Below are 25,443 nucleotides of genomic sequence, written 5' to 3'. Positions count from 1 at the left end.
TTCATTTAATAAAAAAAATTTCTGAACAGAAAAAATAAAAGTCCTGAAAAAGTAAAAGTCCCGGATTTTTCCGGGATTTTCTGGCATTAAAATCGCTTTTATAGGAATTTTTTTCCTTCTAGAATCTTTTTCCTTCTGGAATTTTTTTACCTACTGCTTTAACGCTCCCTTGTACCAGCTATAAATTCTTCAGTTCTGCGATATGCCACATCATCAGGGTACTGGATAGCCGGATGTTTCATGAAGTAGGAAGCCGGGGAGTATAGTACGCCTCCTATCCCGCGGTCAAGAGCAAGCTTGCAACAGCGGACAGCATCAATAACTACGCCTGCGGAGTTGGGGGAATCTTCCACAGAAAGCCGGAGTTCTATATTCATAGGTACATCTCCAAAGAGCTTTCCTTCCATTCGGAGGAAGCAGACCTTGTTGTCTTTCTGCCAGGCAACGTAGTCGCTAGGTCCTATGTGAATATTTTCATCCGCAAGCTTATGAGAGAGCACGGACTGGACTGCTTCAGTCTTTGATTCACGCTTGGAAGCAAGCCTGTTCCTGTTGAGCATATTGAGGAAATCGGTGTTTCCTCCAGTGTTCAGCTGATATGTCCTTTCGAGCTTTACACCACGCTTTTCGAACAGGTCTGCAAGGACCCTGTGGGTAATCGTTGCCCCAAGCTGGGCTTTGATATCATCGCCTATAACAGGAATATTCTTTTCTTCAAACTTCTTTGCCCACTCGGGGTTGCTTGCAATGAAAACAGGCATATTATTGATTAGAGCCACTCCGGCTTCAAGGGCGCATTCGGCATAGAAACGGACAGCTTCTTCAGAACCGACAGGGAGATAATTAAGAAGCATTTCAGCGCCTGAATCTCTCAGCTCTTTTACAACTTCTGCTTTTGTGGCTTCAGGCTCCCTGCTGACGACAAACGTGTAATTTTCCCCGTAGTTCTTCATGTGGTCGGAGACCCCGTCAAGAACCCTGCCCATCTTAACCTTCACACCTGCGGGAGGGATATCAGGACAAAAAACCGCTGTGCAGTTCGGGGGAGCAAATATGGCCTCGGAAACATCCTTTCCTACCTTCCTGGCATCAATGTCGAAGGCAGCAACAACTTCGATATCGCCGGGCCTGTACCCTCCGATGTCCCTGTGCATAAGTCCTATGGGATCTTTATCCTCGGTTTTATAGTACTCGATGCCCTGTATCAAAGAGCTTGCACAGTTCCCGATTCCTGCAATTGCTATTTTTATTTTTGTCATAAGCGCTTACTCTCCGATGAATACCCTGACTCTCATAAACCACAACTTGCACGAAACGACAGATTCTCAAAACCTTCAAAATTTACGGATCCAAATATTTACGGACCCAAGGATTTACGGATTCAAGGTCCTTGAAGTTATGAAAGTATAAATTTCTGAAATTACAAATCTTCCTGTATCTCAGCTATGGATTTAAAATCTTCTCTTATTTGTACTGTAACTTTATAAATCTATTATATCTAACTTTGCCCCTCGTGAAAGAAATTTTACATTTCTTTATATACCTCTAAAATGTATCCAAAATTTACTAGCTTATAATGGAATAAAATTATTAACCTGATGTCCGGCTTCTGAACAGCTAACTTATATCTATTTTTACTAGAATTTTTAATCCCAGACATAGGTTTTTTAATTTAAACTTCCTTATTAAGGTTTTTAGGTTTCCAGGTTTTCAGGTTGTCTGATAATGATCTGGAAGCGAAACATTCACCTCCTGTAAAAGGAAAGCTCGAATAGGTTTTTATCTCGTAAGGCGAGATGACCCCTCCTCAGGAGATCCGGTTTACCGGATCGAACAGGTGAGGGATGGAAGCCGTCAACTTTCTGACATCTTACAGATAGTAAATCTGTTAATCTTAACATAGTTTCAAAACATATATAGTGCTAATGAAACGAGGAAATCGATACAGGATTTACCCTAACAAAGAACAAAAAGTTCTTATGGAAAAACACTTCGGTAGTACTCGGTTCGTCTATAACAAACTTCTAAATATTAAATCTACATTATATAGAAAGTGTAGAATAAGTATTTCTGAATTTGATCTTAATAATCACTTGTTAGTTCTAAAAGAAATATATCCCTGGCTAAAAGAGATTAACGCCGGGGCACTTCAGCAAGCAAGCCGAAATCTAAATAAAGCTTTCACAAACTTTTTCAATTTCGGATTCGGTTATCCTCAAAGAAAAAGCAAAAAGGATCATCATTTTTCTTTCCAGCTTCCACAACATTATGATCTTAATGTAGAAAAGTCAGAAATTAAGTTGCCTAAATTCGGTTGGATAAAAGTTAAGATGCACAGAGACATTTTTCAAGGAGAGATGAAAACATTAACAGTATTGAGAACTCCTACTGGAAAATACTATATGAGCGTCTTAACGGATGATGGAATAGAACTACCAGAACCCGAACCTTTTTCTCATGCTACTCTCATCGGAGTAGACGTAGGACTCAAAACATTTGCTGYACTATCAACAGGAGAGAAAATTGATAATCCTAAATTCCTGAAGAATTCTCTTGAAAGGCTKAAGTGTTTGCAGAGGAGARTTTCGGGAAARGTAATCGGTTCTAAAAACAGAAGAAAGGCAGTACATAAGCTTGCTAAACTGCACGAACTAATCTCAACTCAAAGACATGACTTCCAACACAATGTCTCAAAAAAGCTCATAAGCAACAACCAAGCAATAGCTATTGAGRCATTGAATATYAAGGGAATGATGAAAAACCACAATCGTGCTCAATCAACCGGAGATGCAGGTTGGTATAGTTTTGTCCTGAAATTACAGTATAAAGYAGAATGGTTAGGAAAAACTATATTGAAGATAGGRCAATGGGAACCTTCATCAAAGACCTGTAACGTTTGTGGATACAAATATCAAGATCTAACTGAAGAAATAAGAGAGTGGCAGTGTCCCGATTGCGGAACTAACCACGATAGAGACATTAATGCCGCTATTAACATCAAAAAATTTGCACTCTTGGGACAAGAGGTAGAGCCTGTGGACTCGCAGAGGTTGCTCTGGAGAATGAAGCAGGAAGCAACTCCCTCAAAAGCTTGAGCCATTAGGCCAGAGCTTTAGGGAGGGGTAGTTCACTTTATAGTAATCTCAACAATTAACTTCACTTTTAAAGATGTTATATAAGGTTGTTGTTCTTGTTTACGGTATAAATATTTCTTGCATTGACTATGATACCAGGATGAATTACCGGTTATTTTCTTGAGTGGCTGGCAAAACAGCTTCAGTCCTCTAAGTGGGGGAGAAAAAAGCTCCGTATTCCAGTTTTATCCCCCGCCAACCGGAGGGATAAGGACCACGACATCCCCTTCTTTCAGTTCGGTTCCGGGTCCCTGGAGAAAATCAATATCCCTGCCGTTAACAAGAAACCTTATTCTAGGATTTTCATCTTCGAAGGGTTTTCCCGTTGCTTCTTTAAACTCCATTCCAAAACGAGATTCCAGGAATTCAAGGAGGTCTTTTACCGTATTCCCTGAACTCAGTTCGAACTGGATCTCGTGAGCGCCGGCTATTTCGCGGATTGAGGCAAGAAATTTAACATTTACTTTCATTTTTCCGGTGTTCTCCATAGGCAATCCCGAGTTCCCTTAACTTTTCTTCCGTGGGGACCCCATCAACCCATCCTCGGAGTTCATAATATTTATCGATCATGTCAGGCACATGAGAGATCTGCCCTTTGGAAGGTCCTGCAGGAGTAGGTTCTGCTGTAAGGCGCCTGGGCAGGACGTCCTGTAACCTGTTAAAGCCGTACCTGTTATTCATCAGGCGTTCAAGGTTCGTGATCCTCTCCCCTATTCTGAGCAGTTTATCAGGATCAAGTTCCATGCCCGTAATAGCTTGAAGCATTCCTGCATACTGAGGGAGCCCAAGGGCAAAACTGGTAAAGAGGCAGATAACGGTCGAGTTAATTGCAGAGACCATATCCTGCATGAAAATAGTCCATTCCGGCTTGCCTTCCGTTGAATAGGGATCAAGCTTTTTAGGAATTCCGAGAATTTCGGATGGAATCGTATAGCCATAAACGTGGTCTCCTCCACGATTTGCTGTTGCATACTCAAGCCCTATTCCCTGGATCGCACGCGGATCATAAGCCGGCAGTTCCATGCCTTTAACGTTTATGGAGTATTCGGGAGCCTGGTATTTTTCCGCGAGCTTTTTCGAGCCAAGTGCAAGGTCAGCCCCGAACCCTGCTTTATATGCTGTCCTCCAGACGCATTCAACCATTGCTCCGGCGTCCCCGAACTTCAGGTTCAGACCCTGTAGGCTTTCTTCAGGAATCTTTCCTTTCTCAACAAGCTCCATGGCACAGGCAATTGTCCCTCCCATGGAAATTGTATCTATCCCGAACTCATTGCAGAAATGGTTGGCTTTTACAACGGCATCAAGTTCTTTTACTCCGCAGTTGGACCCCAGGGCAAAAATGGTCTCATACTCCGGGCCTTCGGTATACTTCACACTGAATGGTCCTTCAGGAACTATGGATTTTCTTCCGCAGACAATTGGACAGCCCCAGCAGCCTGTAGTGCCTGTCAGATAGGTTGCAGTAAGCCTTTCGCCGCTCTGTTCATCGGCTTCAGGGAAGTAGCCCTGCTGGAAATTTCTCGAAGAATACGCCCCGTGTGCATTTACTATATTCACAAGGACTGCAGTCCCATAAACATGCAGCCCTCCTTTGGGGCCTGTAACCGGATTTTCCTTGATAAGGTTCATTGACTCCGCAACCTTTTCAACAAGCATTTCCGGGTTTGAGGATTCATGCCTCTTGTCTCCGGAAACTACAATTGCTTTTAATTTCTTGCTGCCCATAACAGCCCCGGATCCGGTTCTGCCTGCTGTCCTGTACTCATCATTCATTATGCAGGCCATAGAGATCAGGTTCTCTCCTGCAGGCCCGATGCAGGCAACAGATGTTTTTCTGGGATTTCCTGTTGTCCTGTCGATAAGTTCACCAGTGACTGCAGTTACGGTCATGCCCCAGATATCGGGAGCTTCGACAAGTTCAGCCTTCCCGTTTATAATGCTCAGATAAACGGGTTTCTCCGAGATGCCCCTGACAACCACCGCATCATAGCCTGCAAACTTCAGATAAGGCCCCCATTTTCCTCCTGAGTTTCCGCTCCCGACTGCCCCTGTCAGCGGGGATTTGCTTGTAAGGATATGATAACGCCCGCTCGTTGGCACTCTTGCCCCGGTAGCAGGACCTGTGGCAAAAACAAGGAGGTTATCCGGGTCAAAGGGCTGCATATCATCCCTGAACTCGTCATATATGAGTTTCAGGCCAAGCCCTTTTCCTCCGAGGTACATCCTCAGCGTCTCTTCATCCAGCGGTTTATCTTTAAGCTCTCTGGTCTCAAGATTAACATCAAGAATTTTTCCTGCATAGCCCCCTAACATAGATAGTTTCCTCCAAGAGTGTGTTTTCAGTTTCCGAGCAATTTCGTCTTCCAGTTTCCGGCAATTCCCCTTACTCGCCAGTTTCAGAACAAAGCTCAAACGAGAGCCTGCCGGATAAGTGTCAGACATACAATTTTAATGAAATATGAATTTGAATTATATTTAATTATACAAAAGTTCCTTAATAAAAGTATCACATAAAATTAATTAGTAAAAAGACACCCTCTATTTATTGCCTCCCGGGGTTTATTATACTCGGAACTAGTACTGCGATTCCAAAGTATGTTCACAATTCCGGCTTTTGAATAAATCTATCGATCAACGAATTTCCTGCTAAATAAGGGATTTATTTTGGAATCGATGCACTAGAGAGTTTATAAATGAGATAGTAAACCGGATTCTTTTGACTCTTCGGTTAATAATAAACTGGTCCAGGAAAGCAGGATGACCATTGCTAATGAGCATGATTTTGTACAATTTTGGTTTTAAGGAGAGATACCTGATATATTTTGATCTTATTTCGTCTGATTTTGTTTCATCAGCCAAGAAGCCTGTAGAACCGGTTATATATTTATATTTATAACGAACTCTGTGCCTTTATTCCTTTTTAGCTCGATTTCACCATCTAACTGATCTACCAGAATGTTTACAAGCTGCAGACCAAGCGTGTCTGAATTTTTTAAATCAATTTTATCAGGAATGCCAGTTCCATCATCTGAAACAATCAGAGTATATCCGGTACCTTTTCCAGTAAGTTTTTCTTTGTTATTGTTAGATTCACTTCCTGCTTTTGCTTCTTTAAATAATTTTATTTGAATTTTCCCTTTGTCCCTGCCTGGAAACGCATGTTTTAAGGAATTGGAGACAAGTTCATTGACAATTATCCCTAAGGGGACGGCTGTATCCATATCAAAGAAGACATCATCTTCAAGATCCATGCTTAAGCTAACATCGGCATTTCCAAGGCTATATGTCTGAAAAAGGTTCTCAACGAGTTTTTCAAGGTAAGGTGAAAAGTAGAGTGCATTGTCTCCTCCTCCTTCGTGCAGCTCTTCGTGAATCAGGGCAATTGACATTACTCTATCCTGGCTTTCCCTGAAAGCATTGAGAACATCGGAGTCTTTAACACATTTTCTGTTGCTGAAATTTTCAGCCTGAAGATCCAGGAGAGAAGAGATAACTTGCAGATTATTCTTAATCCTGTGGTGAATTTCTTTTTTACGGGCAATCTCGAGATTTATTAGAGCTTTCTCAGCCTTTTTACGTTCAGTAATATCCTGGACTATTCCTTTTACTCGAATGGGGATATTTTTCTCACCAAAAATAACTTCGGCCTGCATATGGACTATGCGTTCTTCCCCGTTAGCCAGGGCAATCCTGTACTCAATACTGTAAGGTCTTCCATTTACGGCTTTCTTGGTGGCATTATCAAAATAATCTCGATCATCGGGATGTATGTAACTTAAATATTCATTGTAAGGTGGTGCTCCTTTTTTGGGATCGCGTCCGAAAATACGATACATTTCCTCAGACCAGTATGCTTTATCAGCTGCAATGTCCCACTCCCAATTTCCCATATGAGCCATTTTCTGGGCTTCAGCAAGACCTTTTTCGTTTTCTTTCAACAATTTATATGCCGTTTTAAGCTCTGCTGTTCGTTCTTCTACTAATTTTTCTAAATTGTCAAGCGTTTCTTTCGACTTAGCTTCTGCTTCCTTTATATCCGTAATGTCCCGCGAGATAGCAAGAACAGAAGTCACTTCACCATCAACAAACTCAGGTACTATTCGCGTATTAAAATAGTATTCTTTTCTTTCAGGCGATTTATAATGAAATTCCATTGTTTCGGGTTTTTCTGTAGCAAAAACATTTTCATAGTGTTCTTCCCAGAATTTCACCTGTTGAGGGTCCATTCCCAGATCACTATTAGTTTTCCCTATGATTTCTTCTGGAGACCTGCCATAAGGTTCCACAGCTGCAGGATTAGCATATATGTGGCGCTTTTGCCTGTCAAAGCGAGAAATTATATCAGGGGAATTCTCAGCCAGAGTACGAAATTCATTTTCATTTCTAATAAGTGCTTCTTCAGCCCGCTTTCGATCTGTGATGTCCAAGAAGATAGCGGCAAATCGGCCTGGTCGGATCTGGTATGCTGAGACCTCATAATGACGCTTCTGTACGTCAGCGTAATAATCGAATTGCTCAGGTTTGCCAGTAAGGGCTACGCGACCATATGTCTTAATCCAGAATTTATCCAGACCCGGGTACATTCTAAGAGCCGTATTTCCAATAAACTGTTCCAGTGGAACCCCTGTCTGAGATTCAAGAGCCTGATTTGCTTCAACAATGAGATAGTCAACTGGCTCTCCTGCCTCATTGGTTATGATATCGGCCACAAAGAAGGCTTCCCGCATGGATTCAAGAAGCCTGTGGTATTCTACTTCGCTCTCATGGAGAGTCTCTTCAGCCTGCCTGCGTCTGGAACTTTCTACCTGTTCCCATTTTCCTTCCCTTCTGGTTAAAGTGAATTGATGATTAACAATCACGTCAACGGTCTCAGCTGCACTATAAGCATCAAGACAGTACGGGCACTGAGCTATCATACGGTATTTTCCAGTAAGGGAGTCCACCTTTTTCTCATAATCAACAAAATTGTTCCAGTCTTCTTTATCCAGCCAGGAAGTATTCTCTGCTATTCTTAGCCCGTCATAGCCACTTGCCAGAGCATTATTGAGTTTTTTGATCCAGGTGTTTATGATTTTCTCCGAATCGAAAATACCATTTTTTAAGTACCAATCTATGTAAGGGATAAATTCGATTTGCCCCTTCTCAAGGTAAACATCAAAATCAGAAACAACCTTTTTTAGAGCTTCTTTTGCGTTTTCTACTTCTGAAGGTAGTGATGTGATCCAGATACAGAATTCGTTATTTTCCAGCCCTGCTTTGAAGTAGGGGACAAGTATATCTAACAAATCTTCTTTTGTCCGGAAAAATAGACAGAAGTGAGTTCCCCAGGGCAAATCTACAATAATATCAATACCAGACTTCCTTAACTTTCCATTCATTCAGTATCCCCAATTATTGAATGTGAGTTTGAAAGATTGTATTTTGATTGCCTGTTATTAACTTCACTAATAACTGTAGTTTTTGAGACTATTGGTTTGAGTCGCGGAACTCTTCTGGAACCCCTTGCAAATTAAGCAAAATACATCCTTTGATATTTTAAAAATTAGAATCGACCTTTTTGTTAATTTAATGGTTTGCCATAAATAAAAATTAAAGATATATTAATATTTGTGCCCTCAAACCATTGCAAACTCAAGCCAGAAAGATTTTTTTACAAAAATTATGAAAAGAAGTCCTGAAAGCATAAAACGCCTCTAAAAAGCTTCAGATTTCAGATGAATGTTCACGATCTGGTAAGAACGTTCACGCTTTGGTGATATATTCATGCCTTACATCCGCCCGCGTAATTTTTGGCAGTTCTCCCCACATACCTATATATTCCCCCTGAATAACGAGTGCGCCTTTTATTCCAGGAATCCCTTTCACAGCCTTAAAGGAAGCTTCTACTGATTCTTTTCCTGTTCCCACTTCATTTCCAAGTGCTGTTGCAGCTGCATCCGCAAGAGAAACATCATCCGAAAAAACTGCAGCTGCATCTGCCATCCCGAAGCTGATTGAAGGACCTACTGTCCCTGCTGAGGTGCAGACCCCTGTAATCGAGTCTCTTGGTTCGAAAATTAACCCCAGGTTTTTGATAGGTGACTGCCCTGCATAAATTCCGACAACAACAGGCCGATCGTTTATAAGCGCAATATCCCCGCCGTTATCAACTATAGCATATTTTGCTCCGGCTTTTACCATAGCTTCCACTGCAAGGGCAGAGATTGTGCCTGCAACCGCACTCATTGGCCCGATTCCCATTGTATTTCCTGCTTTTATCATCCTCCTGACGACCTCAGGAGCATTTTTCGGGCATTCGTAGGGTTCCAGGGTGAGCTGAAAATAAGGGTCGGAAAGGATGTAGGTCTCGAGAAATGCCCTGTGGGTACGGATCGCCTTTTTTGCGGCTTCTATATGAGACGGGTCGTAAGCTGCGAGAGTAACTATCGTTTCTTTAAGCTGGAAATGTTCTTTTATCGGGGTTCTGGCAGGTTTTTTAGTGGGTTCTCGCGTGGATTCTGGCATGCTGTCCACTTAGGATTTATTGCTTAAAAAAGAAATGCTTTTCTGAGCGGACCTCCGGGCATTGAACCGGAATATGAAAACTGGCGGTTTTTAATTAATTGATTGAACTATTCCAGATCCGGGAGGGATTTTTGAGTTTTACTCTTCCTGTGCAGCGTGAGGATCTGGCAGGTCTGCCAGCAAGATAAAAAACAACTTGCAAGCCAGTGACGCAATTAAGAGAAACAATATATTGAAGAAATGTCTTTAAAGCTGAGAGAATACTTTCTTTCGTATCGAAAACCGGTTTTCAAATCACTGGTAAACATTCGCGCTTCCCCCAGCTTGTCTGGCAGCCCTCAAAAACAGAAAAGCAAAAGAAGCAGGAGTTATGGTTTTTCTTTTGTCACTTTTACATGTTAGTTTCTTACAGGCGTCACCAGCCATTTTTACTTGCTGCCTTTTTTCTCTTCTTCGCTTTTTTGATCCCGTTAATATCACGCATGACACTTTCACTGAAGAGGGGCTTGCCATTTTGATCATTGATGATTGTAAAGTGATCGGCAAACCAGCTATATTTGCCGTCCTTATGTTTGAACCGGTACTCCAGGGTTCCGAAACCAACATCTATTGCATGGGCAAATCCCGCAATAAGGAGAGGGAAGTCGTCGAGATGAATGAGCCTGGAAGAAACACTCATGCTGCCCATCTCGATTATCTCCTGGGCAGAGAAACCAGTAATCTTCTCTATCACCGGCTCATGAAATCGAGTCTGTCGGTCTGAAGGTTCTGCCTGTACTCTACGTCGAGTGAGTTTTTCGCTGCTCTCTTATCTCCAATAATATGAGTATCAGAATTCCTTAACCTGTCGTTCATTCTATCACCAGCTACAATTATGACTTTGAAAGGTTGCATTTGGTTGCGTGTTAATAACTGTGTTAATAATTATCTTTTAAAACAGTGTTAATTATTTTACTAAGTACTTGCACAATTCCAACTACAGAGCTATTTCTGCTCGATACTCATAAAAAGTTATGTAAATTTAAAAAAAGTTTCTTAAAAACCAAGCTCATTTGATAGAAACTCAAAAAAGAAAAAGAGAAGTGAAGGTAAAAAAATTCTGGTCAAAAAAGAGATTTTTGGCGGCTTTTTCGAGTATGCCGCCTATTTTGGATTGTTTTAACTTACTTTGAGCCTGGTCCAAGTTGTTTTCGGATCAAATATCCAGTTAGAACTGCAGTTTCTTCATTCTTTCTACAGCTTCTTTGATCCTTTCAACCGGCTTTGTGAGGGCAAACCTGATGTAGCCTTCACCAGCGTCTCCGAAGCCGACACCGGGGGTTGCAACTATTCCTGCTTCTTCAAGCAGGAGTTTTGCAAAACTGATTGAAGTGAAACCTTTCGGGACAGGAGCCCAGATATAGAAAGTGGCTTTCGGGGGCTTTACCTCAAGTCCCATAGCAGTGAGCCCTTCGATAAGAGCATTCCTCCTCTCTTCATAAACTTTGTTTGTTTCGTCAACGCAGTCCTGGGGGGACGAGAGGGCTGCAATGCCTGCAATCTGGATCGCATCAAAAACGCCTGAATCCACATTTGATTTGACCTTCCCAAGTCCCTTTATGAGGGCTTTGTTTCCAACTGCAAACCCGAGTCTCCAGCCGGTCATGTTATAGGTTTTGGAATGGGAATAAAGTTCCATACCGATATCTATTGCCCCTTTCGCTGTAAGGAAAGAAGGAGCCTCGTACCCGTCATATGCCATCTGGCAGTAAGCATTGTCGTGCACGGCAATAATATTGTGTTTCTTGCAGAACTCAACGACCTTTTCAAAGAACTTCATGTCCGCGGTTGCAGCCGTCGGATTGTTGGGATAGTTGAAGAAGAAGAGCTTTGCCTTTTTCAGGACATCTGCCGGGATTGAGTCCAGGTCAGGCAGGAAGTTGTTCTCAGCCTTCAGCGGCAGTGGATACGGCTCTCCACCCGCAAAAAGAGTCCCTATTTTATAAACCGGATATCCCGGCTCGGTATAAAGCACGACATCTCCGGGATTGACAAAAGCAAGCGGGATATGTGCCACAGCTTCTTTTGAACCTATAAGTGAGATTACCTCAGTTGCAGGGTCAAGCTCAATTCCCTTATATTTCTTACACCATTCAGCCGCAGCCTTCCGAAACTCTGGCATCCCGGCATAAGAGGGGTACTGGTGAGTCCTGGGGTCGCAGACAGCCTCGCGCATGGCCTCAACAATGTGCGGGTGGGTCGGAAGGTCAGGATCTCCCACTCCAAGGTCGATAACGTCCACTCCTTTTGCAATCATTTCGTCCTTAGCTTCATCAATCGCTGCAAAAAGATATGGGGGTAGTGCGTTTATGCGGTCAGAATACATTGGAAAAGTCACCTGAATATGATTATGGGTGTGTAAGTCTGCATAGTTACGGTGTTGGGAATATTAAAAGGTATGGGATAACAAAAGGATTAAAGGTATGGGATAACGAAAGGGAAAATAATATTCAAAAGAACCAGATAGTATTGCTTTTCTAACACATAACCCAAACATTGAAAACTTTATTAAGAATGAATGCAAAGTTTCTTAATATGTCTAAGCCTAAAATTGTTTTTTTAAGTTTTATTATTTCCGAATTATTTATCCTAATTATAGAACTAACATTTGGAGTTCCGCTTAACGTTTATTATTACATGGATCCTACTCTTATAAAAACGACTAATGCTATGTTTCCATTTTTGCCAGCTGCTGGTGAATGGGCTGAGTCTACTGGAGATTTAATATCCATAGCAAACTTTGTTAGTATATTTTTGTGGTTAATGTCATCTCCTGCTCTTTTGATTGCAGTTGTAGTTTATTTTTTAGCACCTGATGACGAAATTCGATCCGGATCTGAGTCATATATTTAAACATGTTAAAGTTGGCATTATCGCAATAACAACTATTGTCCAAGATGCTGTCTTAAAGATCAAAGAGAAACATAAACTCAGAAAATCCAGCGTCCCTTATATAGTAGGGTGCATGCATTTTTCTTAGGGATCAAAACTATAGAAGGGATAATTTGATGATTATCAATGAAACTTTAAAAATCATTAAACAGCGCAGGAGTATCAGAAGTTTTGAAGATGAACAGATCCAGGAGGAAGAATTACAGGCAGTACTGGAAGCGGGGCTGTATGCTCCTAACGCCGGGGATCAGGCATGGCATTTTACAGTAATTCAAAACAAGGAATTGCTGGATAGACTGAATCTTGCAGCTAAAGAAGCCGCCAAGCAACTGGATATAGAACATTTAAGGGAACTGGCAAATAGTGAGAAGTTCGACTGTTTGTACGGTGCACCGACACTGATTATAGTCTCTGGCAATGAGCATGCGCCCGTACCTCTCGAAGCGGATTGCGCCGCCGCTACTCAGAATTTGCTGCTTGCCGCAGAGTCAATCGGGCTGGGGACATGCTGGATTTTCTTTATCCTGTTAGCCTTTTATTCACCACAGGGCTCCGAATTGCGAAAAGAACTGAAAATACCCGAGGGCTACAGGCCTTACTCTTCGGCTGTGCTCGGGTATAAGAAAGCTGCAGTTGTCAATGTACCGGACAGGAAGCCTAACCTCATTACATACATCAGATAATTTTAACTGAAAAGAATAGCTCTCTTTGCTCTCGGAGACATAAAGAACTATTCTATACTTATATCAAAATATTTTAAGAAATGATAGACTATCTGAAGAATGAAAGATGGACTGAAAATCAGAAATACCTGGCTTCGATAAAAAAGAATGGGAGAAATTTGTTAAAAAACCGCTTTAAGCAGTAAGTAAGCTGCTTAAAGCAGTAAACTAAATTGCGCTAAACAGTATAATTATCGCATTTCCTGCATTTTTCATTTTTCATTTTGCAGTTTCCAGTTTCCAGTTTCCAGTTTCAGATTTCAAGCACATCAACAGCCAGGTCGGCATTGATGATATAATCAAAGTTGATAACCTCGTCCCATTTCTGCTGCATAAACATCGATTGGAAACAGACTCCTATAATTTTTCTTTTCTCCGATCCTTCGAGGACTTTTCCCGCGATTTCTCTAGCTTTTTCGGAGCCTGTACCGATCTTCGGCATAGCAAGCCCACCGAGCAAGACAACAGCATCAGCATGGGCATCTGCAGGTTCTCCAAGCTGCATCCCTTCAGGAGTCATTGAGATTGACCTGGCTTTATCAAAATCCAGATTGGGGATAAAAACAAGTTTTTTGTCCCTGACCACAAAACCCAGAAGTTCGGCAAAAGGAGTACAGAAGCCCGGAGTCCCTACAAATGTAATTTTATCTACTCCGTCCATGAGACTCTTGAAGCTATTCAGGATGCCTCCTACTCCCTGTGAGGTATTTATTATCGGCATGACACTTCTTCTCCATTAATCTCTAATAAAAATCCTGCTTTTTGACCACTTTATTTGTAGCATCATCTACTTTTACAATAAGATTGGAGACATTCCCATAAATAAGTTGAGTTTAGAGCAAGAAGTATTTCAGGCTTTATTGTATCCAGCCGCAATTAGTTATCGGAAGTAACAATTACATTTGTTTTGTTAACTTTTCAAGGTTGAGTATTTTTCATGCCCAAATTGTGCCTCGCCCGAGTTTCGCTGCCCGAGTTTCGCTGCCCGAGTTTCGCTGCCCGAGTTTCGCGTCGGGAGCACGAGGTCCTTTTCGCTACGCTCCGCTCCGCTCAAGAGGACTAATTTATAGGTTATAGCAGTGAGTTGCACTCAAGAGGACTGAGTTATAATATCTCTGACCAGTACAGACTTATTCGTTGTATCAAGCCGTTTTTGTCACGCTCGACGAAGGAGAGCGGCCTTCCAAAAAGACAAAAAAAGAAAAGAGGGAAAACAATAGCCAGAAAATAAAAGTGAAGTTAAAAGTTCATGGAAACGCAGAAAAACAAAAATGAATACTACTAAAAAATACTTTTACTAAGCCTATTTTTATCACTTTTTACTGCTTCTTACTGATTTTTAATGCTTTTTACTGATTTTTACTGATTTTTTTGAAGAGCCGCCAGGCAAGCTGGCGGAGGCGTCCTATGAAAGTTAGATTGAAAACGGTTTTCGGGGTTAAGGGAAGTGTTTCTCAGACCGGGCAGGCATTTTGGGTTCAGTTTCTCTTAATAACAGTATGGACTCGCCTGTTATCTTTTTTCTTGCGTGGCTGGCGAGCCGGCTTCAGTCCTCCAAGATTCAGGAAAGACCAGAAATAAGAAAAAAAGCAAGAAAGCAAAAGAAAAGGGCAGAAAAAACAAATGAAAAATAAGAAAAGCTAAAAGGAAAAATAAGAAAAGGTAAAAGGAAAAATAAGAAAAGGCAAATGCCCTCTCAAACGTTCCTGATTCCGAAGGACTCAAGCAGGATGTCGGGATAGAGGCCTCCGCTTGAGATGGTTTTTGTGCTCTTGAGATCGTTTACGGTTACCCTGGCAGGAGCGAACATACCTGCGTCAACTTTGAAGAAATCAAAGTTTGCTGCCTTGAATGTCTGGTAGAAGGGCTTTCCGAAATCACCTGAGGTTGTTGAGGGGACTTTCTTTACGAAGTCTTCGAGTTCAGCCAGTTCGCCTTCGAAACGGACAGTATAATTGGTCTCACCGCAGTAGATTACACAGTCATTGGTTGAGCCCATGCACTGGACATCGTTTCCGACAATAGGGGCAATCGGGGCAATTCCGTACCCACTCTTGATACAGTTGATATCAAAGCCTATGGATTCGAACTTGTGAATACCTGTTTCTACAACGCGGGCCGAGATCTGGACAGAGCCTGCAATTGAAGCTGTAGGCGCAACCGCGATCATGACATTTTCGGGGTCTACACTACAGTGTTTTGCAATGTACTCGACAACTTTCTCATCAGGGATCTTGTCAGATTCCATGACAAGAACCGCAGCTTCGAAATCATCTTCGTAACCGATTTCCTCGTAGAGCTCTTTGGGTTTTAAACCGAGTGCACGTGCAGGGCCCGAACCCATCCCGAAGTAACCTCCTACGGAGATTCTCCAGCCTGCGTACTGGGAAGCCATGCAGGCAATTACCGGGTTGTCAGTTGCTACCTGGATGGCAGGCCATTTGATGCCATTGAGGTCAAAGGTGCTGTATTTAAGGTCAGCAAGGTCAGCAAGGCAGAGTCTTGCCAGATACATTCCGGCTTCGTATCCGCCTTCGGCTTTAACTCCACAGTCAATAATTGTGGCGCCATTTTCAAGCTTGATTACTTCCGTTTTCAGGTCTTCGCTCCAGTCGAGCATCTCTTCTATGACGTATGATCCCATTTCGTTGACGCTTATCAAAATATCACCTTTACTTATCGGTAAGAGGATTGTCTATCGAAATTGTTTATCGAAATTGTTTATCGAAGTTGTCTATCGAAATTATTTATCGAAATTGTTTATCGAAGTTATTGAAATCGTCTACAGGCCAGGATTTAGCTGTAAACCTATTATTGATCAGATGGCTGGCTACCAATCGAGTCGATTTCCCCGGCTGGAAGTTTGTCCTGCCAGATGAGTGTTACTGAATAAATAAGTACTGAATAACCAGGTCAACTAGTTCAGGTTTTTCCTTAATATTCTGGTTGTTTCCGTAGTCTTCTGGTTGTTTCTGTAATCTGTTATCCGTATAAGGAAGAATCCAATATATAGATACTGTTATAATATTTTAATGAAATAATACTAGTTTGCTTAGATAATATCATTAATCAGATTATAAATATTCGGTCGTTTTTTCTGACCTCCCCATCAACGGCAAGCCCGATTTCATCCCCTTTTTCAGCTTTTTGCAGGCTGATGCCTTTTTTCATAAGAGAGCGGACCTGCTGTTTCAGATAGGTAGTGTTTCCTTCGACCAGGATCTCGTCTCCTACCGCAAGCCCTTCTTCAAGCAGCCTTACCGCTGCAGCCTGTTGTTTGGGGTAATAATTTTCTACAACCCCTGCAGCCCTGCGCTTCTTTTCCGAGGCGTTCATGCCTTTTTCGGGAGAGAAGCCTTCCAGACCAGGAACTCCAAAGTAAAAACCAGTTGAAAAGCCCCTGTTATACACAGAAGCCAGTTCGGCTCTCCAAGCATCTGCTTTTTCACAGGTGTAACTGCCTTCTTTGCAGGCATCAATTGCTTCCCTGTAGCAGCGGGAGACCGTCTCAAGATACCCGGGGTCACGCAGCCTGCCCTCTACCTTAAATGCGTCTATCCCGGCTTCAATAAGTTCCGGGACATGTCCTATCATGCATAAATCTTTTGCGCTGAGAAGGTATTTTCCCCTGCTTTCCATAACAAGCCCGTTTTCCCCGTGAAGCTCCCACTCCCAGCGGCAGGGCTGAGTACATTCCCCGCAATTTCCGGATTTCCCGAGTACATATGCCGATAGGTGGCACCTTCCTGAAACTGCCATACACATCGCTCCGTGAATAAAAGTTTCGACTTCTACTTCGGTCTGCTGCCTGATTTGCCGGATATCTCTTAACGAAAGTTCCCTTGAAAAAACGATACGCTCCGCCCCAAGAGTTCTATAAAATTCTGCAGTTTCGTGGTTTGTAATGTTTGCCTGAGTAGAGATGTGGACCCTGAGCCCGGCTTTACGAGCCTTAAGGATAACAGCCGGATCCCAGGCAATAATTGCATCCACTCCGGCTTTTATAGCTGCAGATACCACATCCTCTACTTCGTCAAGCCTGGCTTCATCTACAGTCGAGTTTACAGCCAGATAAGCCTTTAGACCCCTTCCCCTGACTTCGGAGACAAAATCCTCCAGACTTTCAAGAGTTATCTCTTTTGCCTTTGCCCGCAGGCTGAGTTTATCAGTTGAAAAATAGACAGCATCGGCATACCTGTAACAGGCTTCAAGCCCTGCAAGATTCCTGATGCCAATGATGAGTTCCGGTCCTGGACTTTTACACATGAAAGAGGGAAATACCCGAACTTTAATTTAAAAATATCTTATTACATTTATTACTCTCTTGCTTTTATCAGTCTCATAAATAATAGTAAGAAATGTAAACTTTTGACATTTAGTAAAAGGATAACCGGGTTTACGGAAAACTATATATAAGTGTACTGCATTTTTCAAAATGGGGATAAAGTCAGATTCAAAAGAGAATGATTTCACGTATAGACTAAGAAAACAAGTAAAGACTGTCAATGTCTTGAATATGGGGGTACATAAAATGGAATACGAACTCGAAGAAGTCGAAAGAGATTATGTGGAATTCCGAAAGGAAATGGGAGAAGATTAAACAGAAATCAAATAAGTGCATTAAAAGGTGCGCAAAGATCACACATTAAAATTCAATCAATATTTTTTTCCTCTTTTTTAATTTTACAGAAAAAATTATTCTTAATTGGTAAAATTAGTAAGAAATTAAAGCGGCTTTTGTTTAATAAAAAGTACACAGCCTATTTAATTATATTCTATCCTGTAAAACCTGAACTCAAGAGCTTTGCTTTTGTCCCTTATCAGCATGCTGGTACTGTAATGTCCCTATTATCTTAAAACCGGGCGATATTCTCATTAATACTTTTTGAGTAATTGATATTGGCTGATATTGGCTGGTATTGGTTGAATTGGCTGATATTGGCTGATATTGGCTGGTATTGGCTGGTATTGGTTGAATTGGCTGATATTGGTTGATTGGAATTAATGAGATACTATGTCCCGGAATAACATCATTTTTAGGCAGCAGTGAATAGCGTTACATTTAGCAATAATTATATATTTGAGCTTTATTTCTACACTTAAAGCAAAAGCTTGAAACCGTTAGCTAAAATTCGAATTAGCTTAGATAACATTATGAAATAAACTTCTGGGACTATTTAAAAAAACGTGTAGGAATCGGTAGAATGAACAATAAAATAATTGCGTTTGACTTCTTAAGAGCGTTAGCAATAATTATGATTATTCCAGCTCATTTGAGTAGTTATTTATTTTCTTCTTATGGTAAGCTAGCACTCTATGCGTTTGACCCTTACTTTGCAAACATGGGTTTGGGTCTATTTATATTCATGAGCGGATACCTTATATATTACAATAACCACTCAATAAACTCGCTTCAAGATGTATTTGGATTCTATAGAAAAAGACTTCTGAGGATCTATCCTCTTTACTGGGCTGCACTCGCCACATTTATACTGGTATTTTCGGTATCTGCTCCGCGATTAAACTCAGGCTTTGTATTTCCTAATTCGGAGAATGTGTTTGGTTTTTATAATGTACTTGTACATGGACTTGGGCTGCAAATCCTGCTTTCTCCCGCTTATGCTTCTCCTATGCTAACACTGTATTTTGTGGGTTTAATTATCAGTTTCTATGCAATTTACCCGCTTCTGATTATGTTTTCAAAGACTACAAAACACCTTTTGCTTTATTCCTTGATTATATATTTCGGATTCTTTTTGATCTCAAAAGCTTTCAATGTTATTGACCACCGATTTTTCATGTTTTTCCTTATATTCGTTTTTGGAATCCTTACCTGCAAGGAGAGCCAGTTTGGAAAAGCCGTAAAGATACAAGTGAAAACGCCTCTTGTTCAGGTCCTGCTGGCAGTTCTTCCGGTTATCTTCGTACTGACAATCGTTACGGGATTGAGGGAATCTCTGCTTCTGGATCCAAGAGTTTCGGTAACCATTGATACAGGTACCGGCACAATAGCTTCTTCCATGGTAAGATCTATGCTGGACAGTATAGCAGGCTTACTGAGTATTAACCCACCTCTACTACAGTTCCTCATTGACACACTACTTTTAAATATTTTTATAGTTCTGTTCTGTGTTTTCGAGTATTTATTTGCTATGAAGTTTATCAACGATAAATTCTCAAGCTCTTTAAGCTCATTCTTTACTTACATTGCTACATCTTCATACTGTGTTTACTTATTCCACAGACCGTTTTTTAACCTGTGGAACTCGGGAACAAACTTTATAGGTTCTTCAATTTTGCGCGATATCACTATGGTGTTTGTAGCTATCCCCCTGTTGTTTTTTGTATCATATCACGTTCAAAAACTGGAACTAAATTTAAAAGATAATTTCTCAAATAGACAATTCCCTGGAAAAAACTTGCTTTATACGAGATTTATCACAGGTTTCAATAAATAAAAATAATAAGAAGCTAAAGTTATAAAATGCAAGAATTTTTTTGATATGATAAAAACACTTATAATTGTAAAAATGTGATATAATAGTAAAGGTGATAAATTTGTTATCCACAATACCAGTAGACCTTAAAAACGTATCAGAAAACGATATAGACAAGGAAATCCTCAGAGCAGGAATTATTGCAGAGCTTGATGCTATAAATCTCTATGAGCAGATGGCAAGCCTGGCCAGGAATGAGGATATAAGAAAGATTCTTCTGGATATTGCAAAAGAAGAAAAAACGCATGTCGGAGAGTTTCAGGCACTCCTCCTCAGGTTTGACCCCCAGCAAAAAGAGGAACTGGAAGCCGGAGCTGAAGAAGTAGAAGAAGAGTTATCCAAATAAATTTATCTGATTTTGGGCTTTCCAGAATTCTTCTGGAAAATCCAGCTTTCAAATATTTTACTAACCTAATCTTTTTAACTTTTTAGCTATTTGACCTTTTACTGCGCTCTCTGAACAAATTATTGATGGAAATTAAAAAGAAATAAAGTAGACTGAAAAAGAATCAAACACTAAATTAGAAGTCGTTTTTTTCGTGTAACTCCCAAGCTCTTCAGGGTCAGCAAAATAAAGCCTCTTTCTGTCAGGACAGTACATTTGAAGCTCAAGTTGAATCTTCTCTATAAGGTCCTTGCAGCAGGCCTCCGTAACTCCATAATTTTCCTCCAGGACCCCTATCAGGATTTCCACCTCAATCCCGTCATAGATAATTTTTTGCAGGCTGTGTAAAATATTCCTGACCAGCTCTTCTTCAGTTAAAGAATCCTGCACCTTGATATTTTCAATCACATATCTGCAAGCCTGCTTCTCCCCTTCAAAAAGAAGGTGTTCCAGAGCGGACAGCCTGATATCATGGTACACTTTGTTGCCACAGACCGGACAATGTGTTTTTATGAACATTATTAACCCCAAATCCGGAAAATAAAACCATCTTTGATTATATAAGAAATGAGCAAGCGTGCTGAAAGTAAATAAAACCTCAATAAAGAATCAGTTTCAATATTGAGAGTAAGGGTGGTGATTATAGATCTATCAGTTAACTGAAAAATGCATCTATGTAAATAAACTAGGACTTACGCACTTGGGATCCGAAATCAAACACAATAGACATTGTAGTTAACTCCAGTTTTTAGACAGTTAAAGGTTTAAAGCTATTGATTTCTCGTTTCAACCGCGTAAGTCCTATAAACTTGTGCCCCCCCAACTTTATGAGAAAATTTTAAATATTATAAAATTAATTAAGAATTAACAAGTTATATAAAACTTGGAAAAACGGAAAAACGGAAAAACGGAAAAACGGAAAAACGGAAAAACGGAAAAACGAAAAAACAGAATTTCCAGAATTATACATACATAATCAGACTCTAAAAAATAGTATCTTAAACCTGTATTTACAGGCAGAGAATAAAATTATAATGCTTTAATAGAGCTCACATGTAGTTCATTAATTTAATTGAAAGGATTTTATGCTTTATTCAAAGAAAACTCTTCTGAGATTATCCTCTTTAATTCCTTTCTCTTTTTCCGATTCGTGGGAATTTCTACTTATATTCTCCAATCCCTTATATAAAAGAACGCCAAGGGTATCTTCAGGACTAAGATTTAATTTTTCAGATATTCTGGTAAGAATTTGAACATTCTTTTTTGATAAGAAAACCGGTTCTACTTCTTCTTTACCCCAGTGTAAAAGCACGACTTTTTCGATATCCATTCTTTTGATCTGCTTGACGCAAAACTCTATTCCGTGGCTTCGGCTGCTGAATATTTTTTCATCACATAGTCCGTCAAGCCATGATGCAAGATCATCATCCATTGAGATAGTGAACCGTTCTTTCATCACTAAATCATACCGTTGATTATAATATAAACAATTGTATGAAATTAGAACCGATAATAAACTATTTATGAGAATAGTTAATACAATTGTATGATTAATTCACCAATGATATAGAAATGTACAGGAAAAATAGAGTAAAAATACAGAAAAAGAAAGACTGTAAAAAGGAGGGAAAATACTGAATAAGAAGACAAATACAATATCAGGAAGCTGCGCCACAATTTCCCGAATGGCTGCAAGACGTATGAAAAGCATAGTTCTCCTGTTAGCTCCTCTTTTTTTAATGGACCACGGGGCAGAAAAAGCAGAAATGAATGCTGAACCCGGGAAAGAGGCAGCTTTTTTCTGGAGAGATGAGCCCGAAAGCAGATATTCGGCAAAGAACCTGCAGACCGAGGATAACGACTACCGTTTACTTGTACAGAACATCGAGGGCCTTATAGGACTCAGGGTAGATGAGAACTTTATGCCGGTATTCATTGATGGAGCTGTAGAATATGTAACCGGGTACAGCAAAGAGGATTTTCTATCGTGTAAGATGAGATGGATAGAAATAGTCGTATCTGAAGACCAATCTCTTGTTTCTGAAAATCTGGAAAAAGCTATGTATAACCCGGCTGTTTCTACTGAATTTGAGTATCGAATACGAAACCGGGATGGGGAAATAAAGTGGGTCAGGCAGCTTATTCAAAAAACTCCCGCAGGTTCCGGAAAACCGGGAGAGATACAGGGATTTGTTCGCGACATCACCAGACATAAACTGGCAGAAATTTCCCTGGAAAAAATTGAACACGCACGTATAAACGAAATTAACCACAGGATAAAGAATAATCTTCAGGTGATCTCATCCCTGCTCAGTCTCGAAGCCGAAAGGTCTACTGATCCAGGAACCCTTGAAGCCCTCAGGGAAAGCCAGAACCGTATAGCCTCGATGTCCCTGATCCATCAGGAACTCTACATAGGAGAAACAGACACAATCGACTTTGCAGACTATCTTCGAAAACTTACTGAAGGCCTTTTCAGTTCATACAGAGTTGGGAATGAAAAAATCAATCTGAAACTGGACCTCAACCAGGTTTATGTGAAAACAAATACTGCAGTACCTCTTGGTATTATTGTCAACGAACTGGTTTCAAACGCCCTGAAGTACGCTTTTCCGGCTGGAAAAGAAGGAGAAGTCCTCATAAGTCTTTCCCGGATGAAAAATTACGAAAAAGAACACAAAAAACCTCAAGATTCAGGTACAGCAACAGGCCACCTAAACGAAAAGAACTTGCCATTTATGCTGACCGTAGAAGACAACGGCCAGGGAATCCCGGAATGGGTGGATTTTCGAAACACAGATTCCCTGGGCCTGCAGCTTGTAAATATTTTTGTTGAGCAGATAGAAGGTTCTATTGAACTTAAAAGAGACAAAGGGACAAAATTCAGTATCCGTTTCAGAACGCTGGAAAAGTGAGACTAGAGCTTGCCGGGGTGTAAATTTTCGGTCTCCCGATGTAAATATGCTACCTCAGATTATGGCATGTGGCAACTGTGGGGGAGAAAGTGTTAGTACCGAACTGATCCTAATAATCGAAATTACTTATCTAAATCTCGAATGTGGAATATCAATCGAGCTTCCGGTCACGATAATTCCAGTCACGATAATAGTTCAGAAATTTTTCCATGCGTCTTCGGTTAAGTAAGGAATCATGATAGATTGTATCCATTCCCAGGATAAATGTCCAAAATTTAAAAGGTGTTTGAACTGGAACAGGATATAGATTTCAGGTAAATATATTAAAATTTGAGGCCAATTTCTGCTATAAAATCGATAGCATAAAGGTGATAAAATATCTTAACCGATGACCAATGAATTACATTCAAGTTCAACGACTTATATACATTACAAACTCTAATTTTTATTGATTATATTTAACTAGGCTAAACATTAAGCGTGTGGTGGGCGGACATATGGTGGCAACTGCTAAAGAAGGTACGCAAAAAGCTGAAGATGGCGAACAAGAACTTAATTTTATTGAGGAATGTGATTTTTTTACCAAGGCATTTGCTCTAGCCCATTTGGGGGTATTCGGGGCAATAATTCTCGGAATGCTATTTTCAGTCGGTATGGTAATAGTGACATTAGTTGGATTGGCTATTGCAACGAAACTAATAATGCTAATATTGGGTATTTAAATCATTTAGCTATAAGCAATGTAATCTGATGTGGTTATAAGTATTAAGAAAATGTTGCAACTCGTCGAGAAAATGTTTAGAAAGAAGCAACAAAAAAGACTATTTATTAAGACCAAAAGGATGAGACGCTGAGGGGGAGATTCGAACTCCCGTAGCGCGTGAGCACTACCGGTTTTCAAGACCGGCGCCGTGGTCCGCTGGGCTACCTCAGCATGTTGAAAGATAGATTTTTTTGGCTTTCCGGGTAGACCCTGGCAAGTCGCCCTGATATTCCGGGGAGCGTATACAGAGAACCTGATTATTATATATAAAATTTGCGAAGAGAAAGGACTCTTCGCTATTTTGTAAAGTACAGATAGATTTATTCCTGGGATTCTGAAGGCTCTTCTTTAACTTCGGTTTCAGCTTCAGCCTCGACTTCAAGTTCTGCAGGTGCAGGGACTTCGGCTTCAGACTCAGCTGTCAGTTTTTCAATAAACTGAACTTCTTTGAGACCGGCATACTTGAAGAGTTCGGATGCAACCCTGTTCTTAGCCATGAGCCAGCGCTGGTTAAAGGTCAGACCTGTAGACACATTGATCTTTGCTATACCATCAGCGATTTCGACTTCTGTGTCGCGCATGCCAGTGTATAAGGCAAGAAGACCCTGGATTTTTTCAACGTCGTCTTCAAGGACCTTTTCAATGGTGTACTCGTAGGTAACGGTCTTGCCTGCAAGTGGGCTGTTAAAGTCTACAGTGACCCTGCGGCCGATAACCCTGCTAACAATTCCTCTCCTGCCGTCCAGTTCAACAGGCAGGCCAGGGTGAACATTTCTGTCCTGGAACTTTGTTATGGAAACGGTTTCTATGAGCTTGGGGTTGCTCGGACCGAATGCCTTTTCCGGAGGGATTGAGACCGTGCCGGAATAGCCAGCTTCCTTTCCTTCAAGATCCTCATCAAGGCCCTCAATGGTGTGCCCTGCCCCGACAATAACGACGTCTCCGCCGTAAAGACCGCGGGGGTTAAAGATCTCTTCTTTTTTGGCAAGCTCTTCGTCTGTTGTGTCGAAAGTCCTGCCGTCCTCAAACTTACCTGTATAGCTTAACTTTATAAAATCGCCTTTCTGGATTGCCATAATTCTCAACTCTTATATTAAATTAATTAAACTTGATAGGTAAGGAAATTCATCCTTAATCAGTTAATTCCTGAACTTTCAGAGTAAACGCGTTTCACGCTATAGAACTCTGGCTTTAATAAGCTTTTTGGGAATAAACAGGGTTATCTGAAACCTCACTGGTCATTGTAAAAATTATAACTTATTGGAAATTATCTCTAAACCCGTATCCGTCGCCATTAAAAAGAACTAATAGAAAAGATCAGACCTGGAAACAGGAGGAAAAGTCACTCTGACTTCTGTCTTAGAAACTAATCTTCAGGGCAAAAATGCCTTTTCTCGCAGCCTTGCCAGACAGGAACAGAAGTTCCGGCAGGAGAATTTTTGTCCGGACATTGCTATTCAAGCTGTCATTTCATCAATTGAGTTATCTATTTCAGTATGATTTTGAAAGAAACATCCTTTTTAGAACCAGGTCATCTTCTTATTCTCATCTTCTTATTCTCATCTTTTCATTCTCATCTTTTCATTCTCATC

The 25,443-nt window shown here is 40.8% G+C and carries 24 protein-coding genes and 1 tRNA gene; 9 read left to right on the top strand and 16 right to left on the bottom strand.

The window, feature by feature from the left end:
* Positions 1-158: 158 nt before the first annotated feature.
* Positions 159-1,259, bottom strand: coding sequence for an inositol-3-phosphate synthase (locus tag FXV91_RS11520; RefSeq protein WP_229390752.1), 1,101 nt, complete (start codon positions 1,257-1,259; stop codon positions 159-161).
* A 666-nt stretch (positions 1,260-1,925) separates the two neighbouring features.
* On the opposite strand from FXV91_RS11520, the gene FXV91_RS11515 reads away from it, so the two are divergent.
* Positions 1,926-3,095, top strand: coding sequence for a transposase (locus FXV91_RS11515; RefSeq protein ID WP_229390751.1), 1,170 nt, complete (start codon positions 1,926-1,928; stop codon positions 3,093-3,095).
* Between the two features lie 224 nt (positions 3,096-3,319).
* Here the strand turns inward: FXV91_RS11515 and FXV91_RS11510 are convergent, their stop codons facing one another.
* From FXV91_RS11510 to FXV91_RS11480, 7 genes are all read right to left on the bottom strand, one after another.
* Complete coding sequence (locus FXV91_RS11510) at positions 3,320-3,604, bottom strand: MoaD family protein (RefSeq protein ID WP_229390750.1); 285 nt, start codon at positions 3,602-3,604, stop codon at positions 3,320-3,322.
* Entirely contained in the window at positions 3,588-5,447 is a 1,860-nt protein-coding gene (locus tag FXV91_RS11505) for an aldehyde ferredoxin oxidoreductase family protein (protein WP_229390749.1), read from the bottom strand. Before FXV91_RS11505 ends, FXV91_RS11510 begins: the two co-directional genes overlap by 17 nt.
* A gap of 563 nt (positions 5,448-6,010) precedes the next feature.
* On the bottom strand, positions 6,011-8,512 hold the full coding sequence (locus FXV91_RS11500) for an MEDS domain-containing protein (RefSeq protein ID WP_229390748.1): 2,502 nt from the start codon (positions 8,510-8,512) through the stop codon (positions 6,011-6,013).
* 364 nt (positions 8,513-8,876) lie between these two features.
* Positions 8,877-9,638, bottom strand: a complete 762-nt coding sequence (locus tag FXV91_RS11495; RefSeq protein ID WP_229390783.1) for a UPF0280 family protein — start codon at positions 9,636-9,638, stop codon at positions 8,877-8,879.
* A gap of 415 nt (positions 9,639-10,053) precedes the next feature.
* Positions 10,054-10,371, bottom strand: coding sequence for a PAS domain-containing protein (locus FXV91_RS11490; RefSeq protein WP_229390747.1), 318 nt, complete (start codon positions 10,369-10,371; stop codon positions 10,054-10,056).
* Positions 10,368-10,532: a hypothetical protein gene (locus tag FXV91_RS11485; protein WP_229390746.1), complete on the bottom strand. Its 165-nt coding sequence runs from the start codon at positions 10,530-10,532 to the stop codon at positions 10,368-10,370. The genes FXV91_RS11490 and FXV91_RS11485 overlap by 4 nt, the downstream gene beginning before the upstream one ends.
* A gap of 313 nt (positions 10,533-10,845) precedes the next feature.
* Entirely contained in the window at positions 10,846-12,003 is a 1,158-nt protein-coding gene (locus FXV91_RS11480; RefSeq protein ID WP_229390745.1) for an LL-diaminopimelate aminotransferase, read from the bottom strand.
* A gap of 209 nt (positions 12,004-12,212) precedes the next feature.
* On the opposite strand from FXV91_RS11480, the gene FXV91_RS11475 reads away from it, so the two are divergent.
* Complete coding sequence (locus FXV91_RS11475) at positions 12,213-12,530, top strand: hypothetical protein (protein WP_229390744.1); 318 nt, start codon at positions 12,213-12,215, stop codon at positions 12,528-12,530.
* A 155-nt stretch (positions 12,531-12,685) separates the two neighbouring features.
* On the top strand, positions 12,686-13,252 hold the full coding sequence (locus FXV91_RS11470) for a nitroreductase family protein (RefSeq protein ID WP_229390743.1): 567 nt from the start codon (positions 12,686-12,688) through the stop codon (positions 13,250-13,252).
* A gap of 292 nt (positions 13,253-13,544) precedes the next feature.
* On the opposite strand, the gene FXV91_RS11465 is transcribed toward FXV91_RS11470, so the two are convergent.
* The gene (locus FXV91_RS11465; protein ID WP_229390742.1) at positions 13,545-14,012 is read right to left on the bottom strand and encodes a DUF2124 family protein; all 468 of its coding nucleotides are present in this window, start codon (positions 14,010-14,012) and stop codon (positions 13,545-13,547) included.
* Between the two features lie 189 nt (positions 14,013-14,201).
* Positions 14,202-14,345, bottom strand: coding sequence for a hypothetical protein (locus FXV91_RS11460; protein ID WP_229390741.1), 144 nt, complete (start codon positions 14,343-14,345; stop codon positions 14,202-14,204).
* 353 nt (positions 14,346-14,698) lie between these two features.
* Between FXV91_RS11460 and FXV91_RS11455 the strand changes: the two genes are divergently transcribed.
* The gene (locus tag FXV91_RS11455; RefSeq protein ID WP_229390740.1) at positions 14,699-14,872 is read left to right on the top strand and encodes a hypothetical protein; all 174 of its coding nucleotides are present in this window, start codon (positions 14,699-14,701) and stop codon (positions 14,870-14,872) included.
* A 115-nt stretch (positions 14,873-14,987) separates the two neighbouring features.
* Here the strand turns inward: FXV91_RS11455 and mch are convergent, their stop codons facing one another.
* Both mch and FXV91_RS11445 read right to left on the bottom strand, forming a co-directional pair.
* Positions 14,988-15,953, bottom strand: a complete 966-nt coding sequence (mch, locus tag FXV91_RS11450; RefSeq protein ID WP_229390739.1) for a methenyltetrahydromethanopterin cyclohydrolase — start codon at positions 15,951-15,953, stop codon at positions 14,988-14,990.
* A 407-nt stretch (positions 15,954-16,360) separates the two neighbouring features.
* Positions 16,361-17,557, bottom strand: a complete 1,197-nt coding sequence (locus tag FXV91_RS11445) for a peptidase U32 family protein (RefSeq protein WP_229390738.1) — start codon at positions 17,555-17,557, stop codon at positions 16,361-16,363.
* A 169-nt stretch (positions 17,558-17,726) separates the two neighbouring features.
* Here FXV91_RS11445 and FXV91_RS11440 point away from each other — a divergent pair, with 169 nt between their 5' ends.
* The 3 genes from FXV91_RS11440 to FXV91_RS11430 all read left to right on the top strand — a co-directional run bounded on the left by FXV91_RS11440 (position 17,727) and on the right by FXV91_RS11430 (position 20,134).
* Positions 17,727-17,891: a hypothetical protein gene (locus FXV91_RS11440; RefSeq protein ID WP_229390737.1), complete on the top strand. Its 165-nt coding sequence runs from the start codon at positions 17,727-17,729 to the stop codon at positions 17,889-17,891.
* Positions 17,892-18,495: 604 nt separating this feature from the next.
* Positions 18,496-19,749: an acyltransferase family protein gene (locus FXV91_RS11435; protein ID WP_229390736.1), complete on the top strand. Its 1,254-nt coding sequence runs from the start codon at positions 18,496-18,498 to the stop codon at positions 19,747-19,749.
* Positions 19,750-19,849: 100 nt separating this feature from the next.
* Positions 19,850-20,134, top strand: a complete 285-nt coding sequence (locus tag FXV91_RS11430; protein ID WP_229390735.1) for a ferritin family protein — start codon at positions 19,850-19,852, stop codon at positions 20,132-20,134.
* A gap of 132 nt (positions 20,135-20,266) precedes the next feature.
* On the opposite strand, the gene FXV91_RS11425 is transcribed toward FXV91_RS11430, so the two are convergent.
* Positions 20,267-20,692: a hypothetical protein gene (locus FXV91_RS11425; protein ID WP_229390734.1), complete on the bottom strand. Its 426-nt coding sequence runs from the start codon at positions 20,690-20,692 to the stop codon at positions 20,267-20,269.
* Positions 20,693-21,263: 571 nt separating this feature from the next.
* Positions 21,264-21,605, bottom strand: coding sequence for a hypothetical protein (locus FXV91_RS11420; protein ID WP_229390733.1), 342 nt, complete (start codon positions 21,603-21,605; stop codon positions 21,264-21,266).
* A gap of 253 nt (positions 21,606-21,858) precedes the next feature.
* Here FXV91_RS11420 and FXV91_RS11415 point away from each other — a divergent pair, with 253 nt between their 5' ends.
* The gene (locus FXV91_RS11415; RefSeq protein ID WP_229390732.1) at positions 21,859-23,088 is read left to right on the top strand and encodes a histidine kinase dimerization/phosphoacceptor domain -containing protein; all 1,230 of its coding nucleotides are present in this window, start codon (positions 21,859-21,861) and stop codon (positions 23,086-23,088) included.
* A gap of 497 nt (positions 23,089-23,585) precedes the next feature.
* A complete protein-coding gene (locus tag FXV91_RS11410) occupies positions 23,586-23,810 on the top strand; it encodes a hypothetical protein (RefSeq protein ID WP_229390731.1) in 225 nt (74 codons plus the stop codon).
* Between the two features lie 126 nt (positions 23,811-23,936).
* Here the strand turns inward: FXV91_RS11410 and FXV91_RS11405 are convergent.
* Positions 23,937-24,022 (bottom strand) — tRNA-Ser (locus FXV91_RS11405).
* Positions 24,023-24,171: 149 nt separating this feature from the next.
* Complete coding sequence (locus tag FXV91_RS11400; protein WP_229390730.1) at positions 24,172-24,927, bottom strand: peptidylprolyl isomerase; 756 nt, start codon at positions 24,925-24,927, stop codon at positions 24,172-24,174.
* Positions 24,928-25,443 lie beyond the last annotated feature (516 nt).

The sequence above is a fragment of the Methanosarcina sp. DH2 genome, from assembly GCF_020804225.1.
In the GTDB taxonomy this organism is placed as follows: domain Archaea; phylum Halobacteriota; class Methanosarcinia; order Methanosarcinales; family Methanosarcinaceae; genus Methanosarcina.
This window is presented reverse-complemented; position numbering and strand designations above follow the sequence as displayed.